Here is a 12,283-nt window from a genome sequence, read left to right on the forward strand (position 1 = left end):
CGATCGGGGGCCGATCCTTCCAGATCGGCACGCCGAGCGCGGGCCGATCCACGGGCGAGCCGCGACGAACCACGACGTCCGCCCTGTGCCGCTGTCGGGGTGACTGGATTCGAACCAGCGACCCTCTGCTCCCAAAGCAGATGCGCTACCAAGCTGCGCCACACCCCGCGGCCCGCCGTCGGGCGGGGCCTCGGTCAGTGTAGTGCCGCCGTCCGGCGGCGAGCCCCCGACGTGCGTCGACGGGTCCGTGCGCCCCCGCGGCTTTGCTAGGGTTGGCCCGCGTTCCCACCCGGCGACGATGTCGCGGGGTGGCCGTGCGGGCGTAGCTCAATGGTAGAGCCCCAGTCTTCCAAACTGGCTACGCGGGTTCGATTCCCGTCGCCCGCTCCCCTGCCTCCTCTCCCCCTCCTTCCCCTTTGCGGCCCGTCCGCGGCCCGTCCGCGACCCAGGGGACAGGTGTCTCCCGACCGATCGACGACGCCGATGGATGAGATGCTCCTTGTCGATCGGTCGCGTCCTGGTTAGGCTCGGCGCCGCAGCCTGCGACAGGCGCGACCACACGGCAGCAGCACCCCGAAGCACCCCGAAGCAACACGAAGCATCACGAGGAGGGCCGGCATGACGAACGTCCGCCGCGTCGCCCCCTCGACCGCCCTCTCGTCCCACCGGAGGACGGTGCCGGCGTCGGCGCTCCGCACCCCGGCGTGCGCCGCGGCGACGACGCCGCGATGCTGTCGATAGAGCGTCCACGTCACGTCCGACCCGCCCGACGGCGGGTCCCCGACGACCGTGCGGCGCTCGCACCGACCTCGCCGACGCCCCTGCGCCGCGCCCTCCGAGCACCTGCTCGGGGGCCCGCACCGCACGCGACGGCGCACCCGCACCACCTCGCCCGCACGCACTCCTCGAGAAGGAACACCCCATGGCACGCATCTACGACGACGCGACGAAGCTCATCGGCCGCACCCCGCTCGTCCGGCTGAACCGTCTCGCCGCCGGCCTCGACGCGACGGTCGTCGCGAAGCTCGAGTTCTACAACCCCGCCAACTCCGTGAAGGACCGCATCGGCGTCTCGATCATCGACGCCGCGGAGGCCTCCGGCGACCTGCAGCCGGGCGGCACCATCGTCGAGGGCACCTCAGGCAACACCGGCATCGCGCTCGCCTGGGTCGGCGCCGCACGCGGCTACAAGGTCGTGCTCGCGATGCCGGAGACGATGTCGAAGGAGCGTCGCGCCCTGCTGCGCGCGTACGGCGCGGAGCTCGTGCTCACGCCGGGCGCGGAGGGCATGAAGGGCGCCGTCGCCGCGGCGGAGAAGATCGCCGCCGAGCGGCCGGGCGCGATCCTCGCCCGCCAGTTCGCCAACGAGGCCAACCCGAAGGTGCACCGCGAGACCACGGCCGAGGAGATCTGGGCCGACACCGACGGCGAGGTCGACGTGGTCGTCTCCGGCATCGGTACCGGCGGCACCATCACGGGCGTCGGCCAGGTCCTCAAGGAGCGCAAGCCCGAGATCCGGATCGTCGCGGTCGAGCCCGCCGAGTCGCCCATCCTCAACGGCGGGACCCCCGGCCCGCACAAGATCCAGGGCCTGGGCGCCAACTTCGTCCCGGAGATCCTCGACACCTCCGTCTACGACGAGGTGCTCGACGTCGACGCCGAGACGTCGGTCGAGCTCGCCCGCCGCGCCGCGAAGGAGGAGGGCCTCCTGGTCGGCATCTCCTCGGGCGCCGCGATCGCCGGGGCGCTCGAGGTCGCGAAGCGGCCCGAGAACGCCGGGAAGCTGATCGTGGTCGTCATCCCCGACTTCGGCGAGCGGTACCTGTCCACCATCCTGTACTCGGACCTGCTGGACTGACGTGACGAGCCGCCGCACCGCTCCGACCGCCGCCGCCGGGGCCGCCCACGAGGACCTCGACGGCGACGTCGACCACCCGATGCCGGCCGGGCACCGCCCGGGCCTGCGCCACCTGGTCGAGATCCTCGCCGAGGACCTCGAGGCGGCGCACGCGCACGACCCGGCGGCGCGCTCCCGGTTCGAGGTCGCGCTGGGCTACCCGGGAGTGCACGCCGTGTGGGCGCACCGGGTGTCCCACCGCATGTGGCACCGGCCCGGCCTGCGCCTGCCGGCGCGCCTGCTGTCGCAGGCCGCCCGGTGGGTGACCGGGATCGAGATCCACCCTGGCGCGCGCATCGGGCGGCGGCTCTTCATCGACCACGGCATGGGCGTGGTGATCGGGCAGACGGCGGTCGTCGGCAACGACTGCGTGCTGTTCCACGGCTCCACCCTGGGCGGCCGCTCGATGACCCGGGGCAAACGGCACCCCACCCTGGGCGACCGGGTCATGGTGGGCGCCGGCGCCAAGATCCTCGGCCCGCTGTGGATCGGCGACGACGCGCAGATCGGCGCGAACGCGGTCGTGACCCGCGACGTGCCGAACGGCATGGTGGCCGTCGGGGTGCCCGCGCACGCGCGCACGCCCGGTCACCGGCCCGACCACGGCCAGCACGTCGAGGACGCCTCGGAGCTGCTCGAGTACGTCATCTGAGCGGCCCGCAGCCGCGGCCCGTGCGCCCACCGCTCCCGCGGCGGGCGCACGGGCCGTCGTCGTCCCGTCGCGGATACGTTTGTTCTAGTAGTCGTAGAACAAGTAGTCTGACGCCCGTGATGTGGCGCATCGATCCGACGAGCGACGAGCCGCTGTACGCGCAGCTGGTCGCCCAGGTGCGCCTCGGCGTCGCGCACGGCACGCTCCGCCCGGGCGAACGGCTTCCCTCGGCCCGGGAGCTCGCGGCCTCCCTCGACCTCAACATGCACACCGTGCTGCGGGCCTACCAGGTGCTGCGCGACGACGGCACGCTCGAGCTGCGGCGCGGGCGCGGCGCCGTCGTCGCGTCCACCGCACCCGACCTGGCCGACGTCGAGCGGGCGGTGGCCGACCTGGCCGCCGCGGCCCGTCGTGCCGGGCTGTCCGTCCAGACCACCACCACCCTCGTCACGGAGGCGATGCACCGATGACCACCGCTCCCCCGCCCGGCAGCCCCCGAGCACGCTCCGGCACGGAGGTGTGGCGCCCTCTCGCGCGCCGCGCGATGGCCTGGTCGTCACTCGTGGGCGTCGTGCTCACGCTCGGCACGGCCGCGGTGGTCTGGGCATGGCGGGACGAGCTGCCCGCGCAGGTCGCGACGCACTGGAGCCGGAGCGGGGCGCCCGACGGCTTCATGTCGCCGACGGCCCTGGCGCTCGTCGGGGTCGTGACCACCGTCGCGCTCTGCGGTCTCTTCGCGGCGATCGGGCTGACGCAGGGCGCCGCCGCCTCGACCCGGCGGATCACCGCCGCGGGCTGCGTGTGGTCGGGCGCGTTCCTGGCCGCGATCGTCGTCGGCACGCTCGCGCCCCAGCGCGGCCTCACCGACCCGTCCCAGGTCGAGCTGTCCGGCACCGCGCTGCTGACGGCCTTCCTCCTGCCGCTCGTCCCGGCGGGGATCGCGGCCGCGCTCGTCCCGGGCGACCCCGCGATGCCCGCCGTCGAGGCCGTCCCCGAGGACGCGCCCCGAGCCACGCTCCGCGACGGCGAGCGCGCGGTCTGGCTGCGTCGCGCGACGGGCGGGCCGGGCCTCGCCGTCGGGGCCGTCGCCGTCGCCCTGACGACGCTCGCCGCGGCGCTGACCGCCGAGTGGTCGATGCTGGTCGTCCCCGTGGTCCTCGCCGCGCTGTTCGTCACGATGTTCGCCTTCACCGTCCGGGTGGACCCCGCCGGCCTCACGGTGCGTTCCGCCGCCCGCTGGCCGGGCACCCACGTCCCGGCGGGCGAGGTGGTCCGGGCGTCGGTGACCCAGGTGCGCCCGCTGCGCGACTACGGCGGCTGGGGCTGGCGCACCGCCCGCGACGGGCGCGTGGGCGTGGTCCTGCGCTCGGGCGAGGCGCTGCTGGTGGAGCGCACCGGGGGGCGGTCGTTCGCCGTCACGGTCGACGACGCCGCCGAGGCCGCCGCGCTGCTGAACACGATGGCCGACCGCGCCCGGAGCCGCTGACCGCCCGCGGCCTCAGGCGAGCAGCTCCGGGTGCGCGGCCGCCACGCGGCGCGGCGCCTTGGCGAGCCAGGCGTCCACGAGAAGCTCGCGGAGCGCGTCGCCGTCGACCGCCTCGAGCCGGACGAGGACGACGGGCACGCCGTCGAGGTGCGGGATCGTCAGCGTCTCCGGGCGGGCGGCGAGCACGGCCTCCTTCTCCCCCAGGTCGTCCACGACCACGGCGAGGATCGGCCCGGTCGGCACCGGCTCGTCCCCGAACCGCCGCACGTCGGCCTTGCTGAACGGCCGCAGCCAGGAGAACACGCGGCCTGACACCGCCCACGCCCGGTTTCGGAACGTCGTCGTCTCGGTGACCTCGGGCAGCCCCGCAGCGGTGCGGGCCGCGTCGTCGATCGTCGCCATCCCCCGAACCTACTGACGGTCCCGTCGCACGCACGACGTCGGCTAGGGTGTGACGGGCATTACCCCGTACTCCCGGTACCGGACACATCGGCACGACCGCATCATCTCGACGAGGAGCACCCCGCCCCATGAGCACCCTGCGCATCGGCATCCAGACCGGCTACTGGTCCCGCAAGCCCCCGAAGGGCATCGTGCCCGCGCTCGTCGCGGCCGAGGCGCTGGGCCTCGACTCGGTCTGGACGGCGGAGGCGTACGGCTCCGACGCGTTCACCCCCCTCGCCTGGTGGGGCTCCCGCACCCGCCGCCTGCGGCTCGGCACCGGCATCGCGCAGATGGCGGCCCGCACCCCGACCGCCACCGCCATGCACGCCATCACCCTCGACCACCTCTCGGGCGGGCGCTTCGTGCTGGGGCTCGGGGCGTCCGGCCCGCAGGTCGTCGAGGGCTGGTACGGCCAGCCCTACCGTCGGCCGTTGGCGCGCACCCGCGAGTACGTCGACGTCGTGCGCCAGGTCTTCGCCCGCGAGCGCCCCGTCACCGCGGACGGCGAGTTCTTCCGCCTCCCGCTGCCCGCGGACGCCCCCGGCGCCACCGGCCTCGGCAAGGCCCTCAAGCCGACCGTGCACCCCCGCCGCGCCGACATCCCGATCGTGCTGGCGGCCCAGGGGCCGAAGAACGTCACGCTCGCCGCCGAGATCGCCGACGGCTGGATGGCGGGCTTCTACGCGCCGCGGGCCGACGCCGAGCACCGCGAGCTGCTCGCGTCCGGGTTCGCGCAGCGCTCCGACGAGCGCGCGCCGTCGTCCGAGTTCGAGGTGCTCGCGACGGTGCCCGTGGTCGTGCGCGACGACGTCGAGTCCGCGGCCGACGTCATCCGCCCGCACATCGCGCTGTACGCCGGCGGCATGGGCTCGAAGGAGGCCAACTTCCACAAGGCGTCGCTGGACCGCCTCGGCTATGCGGCCGAGCTCGACGAGGTCCAGGCGCTGTTCCTCGCGGGCCGCCGGGACGACGCCGCGCGCGCCGTGCCGACCGAGCTCGTGGAGGAGGTCGCGCTGGTCGGCCCCGCGGACAAGGTCGCGCGCGACCTGGCCCGCTGGGACGGCACGGCGCTGACCACGATGCTGCTGCAGGGCGACCCGTCGTCGATGCTCACGGTGCTCGCCGCGGCACAGGCGGCCCGCAAGGACGCGGACGGCGGCACGCCCCTGGGGGCCCGCGTGCGCGCCGCCGCCGGTGCGGCCGCCGCCCGCGTGGCACCCAAGAAGGCCTGACCGCTGGGACGACGTCCTCCGGCCGTCAGCCCTCCTCCGGGAACCAGACGGCGCGGCGCAGGTCCACGCGCCGGCCGTCGCGCGAGAGCGGGCAGCCCTCGGCGCGCAGCGCGTCGAGGGCCGCGGTGAGGTGCCGCGCCGGCGGGGCACCCGACGCGTTCACCACGCGCCACCAGGGCACGAGGTGGTCGTCCTGCACGGGACCGATCACCGCGGCGCCGTCCGGCACGAGGTGCGCGTAGCGGTCCCCCGAGCCCGCCATGACGTTCCCGACCTGTCGTGGCCCGCCACGCCCCAGCCGCTCGCCGACGATCTCGGCGATCAGGCCGTAGGTCATCGCCCGGCCGGACGGGATGCGGCGCACCAGGGCGAGCACCTCCGCGGCGTACTCGTCGGGGGCGTCGAGGGGCTCGTCGGACGTCGAGGCGCGGGCTGGCACACTGCGACCCTACGGCCCGTCGCCGACCCCGGCGGCGGACCGAACCGCGGGTCGCCGGAGGACCGTCCGGCGGGTCCGGAAATCCGCTGGCCCCGAGCCCCGGACCGCGCCACGATCGGCAGGTGACCTCCGACCGCTCCCGCACCGCCCTGCCCGCCGGCTACCGCAGCCGCACGCTCACCGCCGACGACCGCGGCGCGCTGCTCGACCTGGACACCTGGGCGTTCCCCGACCCGCACTCGGTGGCGGAGTTCGACGACCTGCCGCTGCCGCTGACGTGGGAGCGGGCGGTCGGCGTCGAGGTCGAGGGCGCGCCCGACGACGGGCTCGCCGCGATCCGTGCGTCCTACCCGTTCTCCCGCTTCCCCGTGCCGGGCGCCACGCTGCCCACGGCCGGCCTGACGTGGGTGGGCGTGCACCCGCAGCACCGCCGCCGGGGGCTGCTCACCGCCATGATCGACGACCACCTCGACGCGTGCCGGCGGAGGGGCGAGCCGCTGTCCGCGCTGTTCGCCGCCGAGACCGCCATCTACGGACGGTTCGGGTACGGCAAGGCGGCCGACGACCTGCGTATCGCCGTCCCGCGGGGAGCGGCGCTGCGCGACGTCCCCGGCGCCGCGGACCACACCGTGCGCGTGGAGCACGCCGACCGCGCACGCCACGGCGACCTCGTCGCCCGCCTGCACCGTGCTCCGGGCCTGGCCGCGGGCCCGGCGGGGATCAACCGGCCCGGCTGGGCCACGCGGGAGACCGACGCGCTGTGGGAGAGCTACTGGGCGGACCCGAAGTCGTTCCGGGCGGGCGGGCGCGAGTCGCTGCGCATCGTCGTCGTGGAGCGCGACGGCGAGGCGCGCGGCTACGCGACGTTCCGCCGCAGCCTGGACTGGCAGGTCACCGGTCCGCGCGGCACCGTGCACCTGGGTGACGTCGTGGCCCTCGACGCCGCCGCGGCGCGCGCCCTGTGGGGCGTGCTGCTCGACCTCGACCTCATGAGCAGCACGGACCCGTTCCTGCTGCCGGTCGACGACGCGGTCATGAGCCTGCTCGTCGACCCGCGGGCCGCGGGCGCCCGCGTCGCCGACAACGTGTGGGTGCGCGTCGTCGACGTGCCCGCCGCGCTCGCGGGCCGTCGCTACCAGGCCGACGTCGACGTCGTGCTCGGGGTCGACGACGCCCGGCTGCCCGACAACGCGGGGTCGTGGCGCCTGCGGGCGACGGCGTTCGGGGCGGCGACGTGCGAGCGCACCGACGCGGAACCCGACCTGCGGCTCGACGTGCGCGAGCTCGGCGCCGTCTACCTGGGCGGCACGTCCCTCGCGACGCTCGCCGGCGCCGGGCTCGTCGACGAGCGGTCGGCCGGCGCGCTCGGCCGCACGAGCGCGGCGTTCGGCTGGCCGCTCGCCCCCGCCTGCGGCTGGGTGTTCTGACCGTGGTGGCGGCGTTCTCGGACACCGTCACGTCGGCGGCGTGGCGCGCCGAGGCCAGCGCCTGGATCACCGCCGCCCTCGCCCGGGACGGCGTGCGCGTGGTCGCCCCGCCCGAGCAGCCGCGGGTGCGGCCGTGGTCCACGCAGCTCGTCGTCGCCACGGACGCGGGCCGCTACTGGTTCAAGGCCACCTGCCGCTCGTCGTCCTTCGAGCCCGCCCTGCAGGCACTGCTCGCCGAGGTCGCCCCCGACGCGGCGGACGCCCCGGCGGCGGTCGACGCCGACCGCGGGTGGATGCTCACGGCCGACCGGGGCGCCACGCTGCGCGAACGCCGGGAGCCCACGGCGGCCGACTGGGGCGCCCTGCTGTCGCGGTGCGCGCACCTGCAGCAGACCCTCCTCGGGCGCGGGGACGCGCTGCGCGGCACCGGGCTGCCCGACTGCTCCCCCGGCACGGTGGCGGCGCGGCTCGACGCCGTGCTCGACCTGCTGGAGGGCTTCCCGCCCGGCCACCCCGCCCGGCCGGACGACGGCACGGTCGCGCGCCTCCGCGAGGCCCGCGACGCCGTGGCGGCCGCGGCCGCCACCCTGGCGGCGAGCCCGCTGCCGAGCAGCCTGCAGCACGGGGACCTGCACCCGGGCAACGTCTTCGAGGTCGACGGCGCCCTGCGCGTGTTCGACCTCGGCGACGCCCAGTGGGCGCACCCGCTCGAGGTGCTCGAGGTGTCGTCCGCGGTCGCCCGCGACGCGGGCACCGACTGGGCGCCGGTCGAGCGGGCGTACCGCCGCGCGTGGGACGGCTGGTGCGCCGCCCAGGGTCTCCCGCCGGTGGGAGCGGCCGACGACGCGCCGACGTGGGACGACCTGCGGCGCGCGGCCGGCGTCACCCACGCAGTCAACCGGGCCTGGACGTGGTGCGGCGCGCTCGCCGAGGCCACCGAGGCCGAGTGGGCGGACTGGGGCGAGGCGCCCGGCCGGCACCTGGCGGCGCTGCTGGACCTGGTGCCGGGCCCTCAGACCTGACAGACGCCGCACCAGAAGAGGTTGCGGCCCGCGAGCTCCTTGGTGAGCACCGGGGCACCGCAGACGCGGCACGGCAGCCCGTCGCGGTGGTACACGTAGAACGACGCGTCCCGGGGCACCGCGTCGGCGTCGCCGTCGGTGTTCTGCCGCGTGACCCGGCCGCCGCCGCCGTCCGCCACCCGGTGCTCGGGCCGGGTGGTGACGATCGCCCCGCGGTCGGCGCCGTCGCGCATGAGCACGACCAGGTCGTCCCAGACCTGGGCGAGCACCGCCGCCGGCACGTCGCGGCCCGGGCGCAACGGGTCCACGCCGGCCCGGAACAGGGCCTCGGCCCGGTAGATGTTGCCGACGCCGGCGATCACCGCCTGGTCCATGAGCTGCTGGCCGACCGTCACGCGCGAGCGCCGCACGCGCTCGACGAACGCCGTGCGGGCCGCGTCACCCCCGTCGCGGACGGGATCCGGCCCGAGCCTCGACTCGACGGCGGCCTTCTCCGCGCCGGTGAGCACCTCGCACGCCGTCGGCCCGGTGAGGTCGGCGACGGCGTGCGCACCGAGCAGCCGCAGCCGGACGGCGCCGCGCGGGGCGGGCGCGACCCACTCCCCCGCGGCGTCGACGTCGGGGTCGCCTCCGTCGTCCGGCGTCGACTCGCGCTCCCCGATGCGACGGCGCGGCGCGCCGATGGCGTGCACCACGTCGGCGCTGCCGTCGCCGGCGAACGACCACGCCCCGTACAGGCCGAGGTGCACCCGCAGCCAGCGCACGTCGTCGGGCGTCCCGTCGCCGTCGGCGGGCGCGAAGGCGCAGAAGAGCTGCTTGCCCCATGCCTCGGCGGACGCCATCCGGCGGCCGTCGAGCAGCGCGGCACCGCCCGCGAACCGGCCCTGCGGGCTGGACACGGCGAGCGCCTCGCCGCCGAACAGCCCGTCCAGGGCACGCGCGAGGCGGTGGACGGTGTGACCCTCGGGCACGTCAGGCGATCGCGTCAGGCGATGGCGGAGACGTCGTGGGACGCCTCGTACGCGGCCAGCTTGTCGATGCGGCGCTGGTGGCGGGCGTCGCCGCTGAACGGCTCCGCGACGAACGCCTCGACGAACGACGTCGCCTCCTCGAGCGTGTGCATCCGCCCGCCCACGGCGATGACGTTGGCGTCGTTGTGCTGACGGCCGAGCGTCGCCGTCTCCAGCGACCAGGCCAGCACGGCGCGCACCCCGACGACCTTGTTCGCCGCGATCTGCTCGCCGTTGCCCGAGCCCCCGATGACGACGCCCAGCGAACCCGGCTCCGCGACCACGGCCTCGCCCGCGGCGATGCAGAAGGCGGGGTAGTCGTCCTGAGGGTCGTACTCGTGGGCGCCGTGGTCGACGACGTCGTGGCCCGCGGCGCGCAGGTGGTCCACGAGGTGGGACTTGAGCTCGTATCCGGCGTGATCGGCGGCGATGTGCAGACGCATGCCCACATTCTCCCTCAGGTCGTCCGCAGGGTTCGACCCGCGCCGCACGTGGGCGGCGCGCCGTAGGGTGACGCCATGACTGCCGACGCCACCGGGCTGCGGTCCGGCATCGACCTCAGCGCCCTCGACCAGGCCGTCCGCCCGCAGGACGACCTGTACCGCCACGTCAACGGGCGCTGGATCGCCCAGCACGAGATCCCCGCCGACCGCGCCATGGACGGCGCGTTCCGCGCGCTGCACGACCTGTCCGAGGAGCGCGTCCGCGAGATCATCACCGACCTCGCCGCCACGGACGACCTCGACCCCGCGTCCACCCCCGCGAAGATCGGCGCGCTGTACGCGAGCTTCCTCGACGCCGACCGCGTCCAGCAGCTCGGCACGGAGCCGATCGCCGCCGAGCTGGGGCAGATCGCCGGGGCGACGTCGCCCGCCGAGCTCGTCGACGTGCTCGGCGCCCTGCAGCGCACCGGCGGGGGCGGCGCCGTCGCGTTCTACGTCGACAACGACGCCAAGGACCCCGAGACCTACGTGACCTACCTCGTGCAGGGCGGCCTGGGCCTGCCCGACGAGGCGTACTACCGCGAGGACCAGTACGCGCCCGTCCGCGACAAGTACGCGCCGCACCTGGCGCGCATGCTGCGCCTCGCCGGCGTCACCGCCACGTCCGGGTGGGGCGCCGACCCCGAGGACGCCGCGCAGCGCGTGCTCGCCCTCGAGACGAAGCTCGCCACCCACCACTGGGACGTGGTGCGCGACCGCGACGCCGACCTCACCTACAACCCGATGACGCTCGCCGAACTCGTCGAGCGGGCGCCCGGCTTCGACTGGCGCGCGTGGGCCGCGGCGCTCGGCGCGCCCGCCGGGTCGCTGGACGCCCTGGTCGTGCGGGAGCCGTCGTTCGCGACCGGGTTCGCCGAGCTCTGGCGGACGGAGCCGCTCGCCGACTGGAAGCTCTGGGCCGCCTACCACCTCGTCACCGCCCGCGCGGCCTACCTCGACGACGCCACCGTCGAGGCCAACTTCGACTTCTACGGCCGCACGCTGTCGGGCGCGCAGGAGGTGCGCGACCGCTGGAAGCGCGGCGTCGCGCTCGTCGAGCGGGCGCTGGGCGAGGCCGTCGGCGAGCAGTACGTGGCCCGCCACTTCCCGCCGGAGCACAAGGAGCGGATGGACACGCTGGTGGCGAACCTCGTGGCCGCCTACCGCGAGTCCATCGAGGCGCTCGACTGGATGACGCCCGCGACGAAGGTGAAGGCGCTCGCCAAGCTGGAGAGGTTCACGCCCAAGGTGGGCTACCCGGTGAAGTGGCGCGACTACTCCGCCCTCGAGGTCGACGCCGCCGACCTGGTCGGGAACGTGCGCCGCGCGCACGGGTTCGAGCAGGACCACGAGCTCGGCAAGATCGGGCGTCCGATCGACCGCGACGAGTGGTTCATGACGCCGCAGACCGTCAACGCCTACTACAACCCGGGCATGAACGAGATCGTCTTCCCGGCCGCGATCCTGCAGCCGCCGTTCTTCGACCCCGACGCCGACGACGCCGTGAACTACGGCGGCATCGGCGGCGTCATCGGGCACGAGATCGGCCACGGCTTCGACGACCAGGGCTCCAAGTACGACGGCGACGGCCGCCTCGAGGACTGGTGGACCGAGTCGGACCGCACCGAGTTCGAGAAGCGCACCCAGGCCCTCATCGCGCAGTACGACGCCTTCCGCCCGGCACAGCTGCCCACCGACGGCCCGCACGTCAACGGCGCGCTGACCATCGGCGAGAACATCGGCGACCTCGGCGGGCTGTCCATCGCGATCAAGGCGTACCGCATCGCGCTCGGCACGACGCTGGACGACGCGCCCGTCGTCGACGGCCTCACCGGGCTGGAGCGCGTCTTCCTCGGATGGGCGCAGGTGTGGCAGTCCAAGGGCCGCGACGAGGAGGTGGTGCGGCGCATCGCCACCGACCCGCACTCCCCCAACGAGTTCCGCTGCAACGGCGTGATCCGCAACATCGACGAGTTCCACGCCACCTACGGCGTGGGCCCCGACGACGCGCTGTGGCTCGCCCCCGAGGAGCGCGTGCGCATCTGGTGACCCGTCCGGGGACCTGACGCGACGAAGCCGCCGGCCGTGGTCACGGTCGGCGGCTTCATAGCCTCTGGGGGGGGCGCCGCACCACCGTGCGCATACCGCCCCGGCCAGGGTGAAAACCGTGGCCGAGGGGTGGTGGGGTCCCG

The 12,283-nt window shown here is 75.4% G+C and carries 12 protein-coding genes and 2 tRNA genes; 9 read left to right on the top strand and 5 right to left on the bottom strand.

All coding sequences use genetic code 11. The annotated features are described in order from the left end of the window. Nucleotides 1-94: 94 nt before the first annotated feature. Nucleotides 95-168: transfer RNA gene (locus ACFQ8Y_RS10765), tRNA-Pro, on the bottom strand. Nucleotides 169-316: 148 nt separating this feature from the next. Between ACFQ8Y_RS10765 and ACFQ8Y_RS10770 the strand changes: the two genes are divergently transcribed. The 5 genes from ACFQ8Y_RS10770 to ACFQ8Y_RS10790 all read left to right on the top strand — a co-directional run bounded on the left by ACFQ8Y_RS10770 (nt 317) and on the right by ACFQ8Y_RS10790 (nt 4,035). Further along, nucleotides 317-387: transfer RNA gene (locus tag ACFQ8Y_RS10770), tRNA-Gly, on the top strand. Nucleotides 388-922: 535 nt separating this feature from the next. Beyond that, nucleotides 923-1,858: a cysteine synthase A gene (gene cysK / locus ACFQ8Y_RS10775; RefSeq protein WP_430549816.1), complete on the top strand. Its 936-nt coding sequence runs from the start codon at nt 923-925 to the stop codon at nt 1,856-1,858. A gap of 79 nt (nt 1,859-1,937) precedes the next feature. Next, the gene (gene epsC / locus ACFQ8Y_RS10780; RefSeq protein WP_430549944.1) at nt 1,938-2,549 is read left to right on the top strand and encodes a serine O-acetyltransferase EpsC; all 612 of its coding nucleotides are present in this window, start codon (nt 1,938-1,940) and stop codon (nt 2,547-2,549) included. A 119-nt stretch (nt 2,550-2,668) separates the two neighbouring features. Beyond that, on the top strand, nt 2,669-3,019 hold the full coding sequence (locus tag ACFQ8Y_RS10785) for a GntR family transcriptional regulator (protein ID WP_430585449.1): 351 nt from the start codon (nt 2,669-2,671) through the stop codon (nt 3,017-3,019). Beyond that, on the top strand, nt 3,016-4,035 hold the full coding sequence (locus ACFQ8Y_RS10790) for a DUF1648 domain-containing protein (protein WP_430585436.1): 1,020 nt from the start codon (nt 3,016-3,018) through the stop codon (nt 4,033-4,035). Before ACFQ8Y_RS10785 ends, ACFQ8Y_RS10790 begins: the two co-directional genes overlap by 4 nt. Before the next feature lie 12 nt (nt 4,036-4,047). Here the strand turns inward: ACFQ8Y_RS10790 and ACFQ8Y_RS10795 are convergent, their stop codons facing one another. Beyond that, complete coding sequence (locus ACFQ8Y_RS10795) at nt 4,048-4,437, bottom strand: MmcQ/YjbR family DNA-binding protein (protein ID WP_430564984.1); 390 nt, start codon at nt 4,435-4,437, stop codon at nt 4,048-4,050. Between the two features lie 137 nt (nt 4,438-4,574). Between ACFQ8Y_RS10795 and ACFQ8Y_RS10800 the strand changes: the two genes are divergently transcribed. Next, nucleotides 4,575-5,711: an LLM class F420-dependent oxidoreductase gene (locus tag ACFQ8Y_RS10800; protein ID WP_430585450.1), complete on the top strand. Its 1,137-nt coding sequence runs from the start codon at nt 4,575-4,577 to the stop codon at nt 5,709-5,711. 25 nt (nt 5,712-5,736) lie between these two features. On the opposite strand, the gene ACFQ8Y_RS10805 is transcribed toward ACFQ8Y_RS10800, so the two are convergent. Further along, the gene (locus tag ACFQ8Y_RS10805; protein WP_430549812.1) at nt 5,737-6,150 is read right to left on the bottom strand and encodes an MGMT family protein; all 414 of its coding nucleotides are present in this window, start codon (nt 6,148-6,150) and stop codon (nt 5,737-5,739) included. Between the two features lie 122 nt (nt 6,151-6,272). On the opposite strand from ACFQ8Y_RS10805, the gene eis reads away from it, so the two are divergent. Then, nucleotides 6,273-7,577 carry an enhanced intracellular survival protein Eis gene (gene eis / locus ACFQ8Y_RS10810; protein ID WP_430585437.1) on the top strand — a complete coding sequence of 435 codons (1,305 nt, stop codon included), beginning with the start codon at nt 6,273-6,275 and terminating at the stop codon, nt 7,575-7,577. 5 nt (nt 7,578-7,582) lie between these two features. Beyond that, on the top strand, nt 7,583-8,599 hold the full coding sequence (locus ACFQ8Y_RS10815; RefSeq protein ID WP_430585438.1) for a phosphotransferase: 1,017 nt from the start codon (nt 7,583-7,585) through the stop codon (nt 8,597-8,599). Here the strand turns inward: ACFQ8Y_RS10815 and ACFQ8Y_RS10820 are convergent. Together ACFQ8Y_RS10820 and ACFQ8Y_RS10825 are read right to left on the bottom strand one after the other, a co-directional pair. Then, on the bottom strand, nt 8,590-9,570 hold the full coding sequence (locus ACFQ8Y_RS10820; protein WP_430585439.1) for an Fpg/Nei family DNA glycosylase: 981 nt from the start codon (nt 9,568-9,570) through the stop codon (nt 8,590-8,592). The genes ACFQ8Y_RS10815 and ACFQ8Y_RS10820 overlap by 10 nt on opposite strands. A gap of 14 nt (nt 9,571-9,584) precedes the next feature. Beyond that, nucleotides 9,585-10,052, bottom strand: a complete 468-nt coding sequence (locus ACFQ8Y_RS10825) for a ribose-5-phosphate isomerase (RefSeq protein WP_430585440.1) — start codon at nt 10,050-10,052, stop codon at nt 9,585-9,587. Nucleotides 10,053-10,127: 75 nt separating this feature from the next. Between ACFQ8Y_RS10825 and ACFQ8Y_RS10830 the strand changes: the two genes are divergently transcribed. Beyond that, complete coding sequence (locus ACFQ8Y_RS10830) at nt 10,128-12,140, top strand: M13 family metallopeptidase (RefSeq protein ID WP_430585441.1); 2,013 nt, start codon at nt 10,128-10,130, stop codon at nt 12,138-12,140. Nucleotides 12,141-12,283: the final 143 nt, after the last annotated feature.

This window comes from Isoptericola sp. NPDC056605, from assembly GCF_042792795.1.
In the GTDB taxonomy this organism is placed as follows: Bacteria; Actinomycetota; Actinomycetes; order Actinomycetales; family Cellulomonadaceae; genus Isoptericola.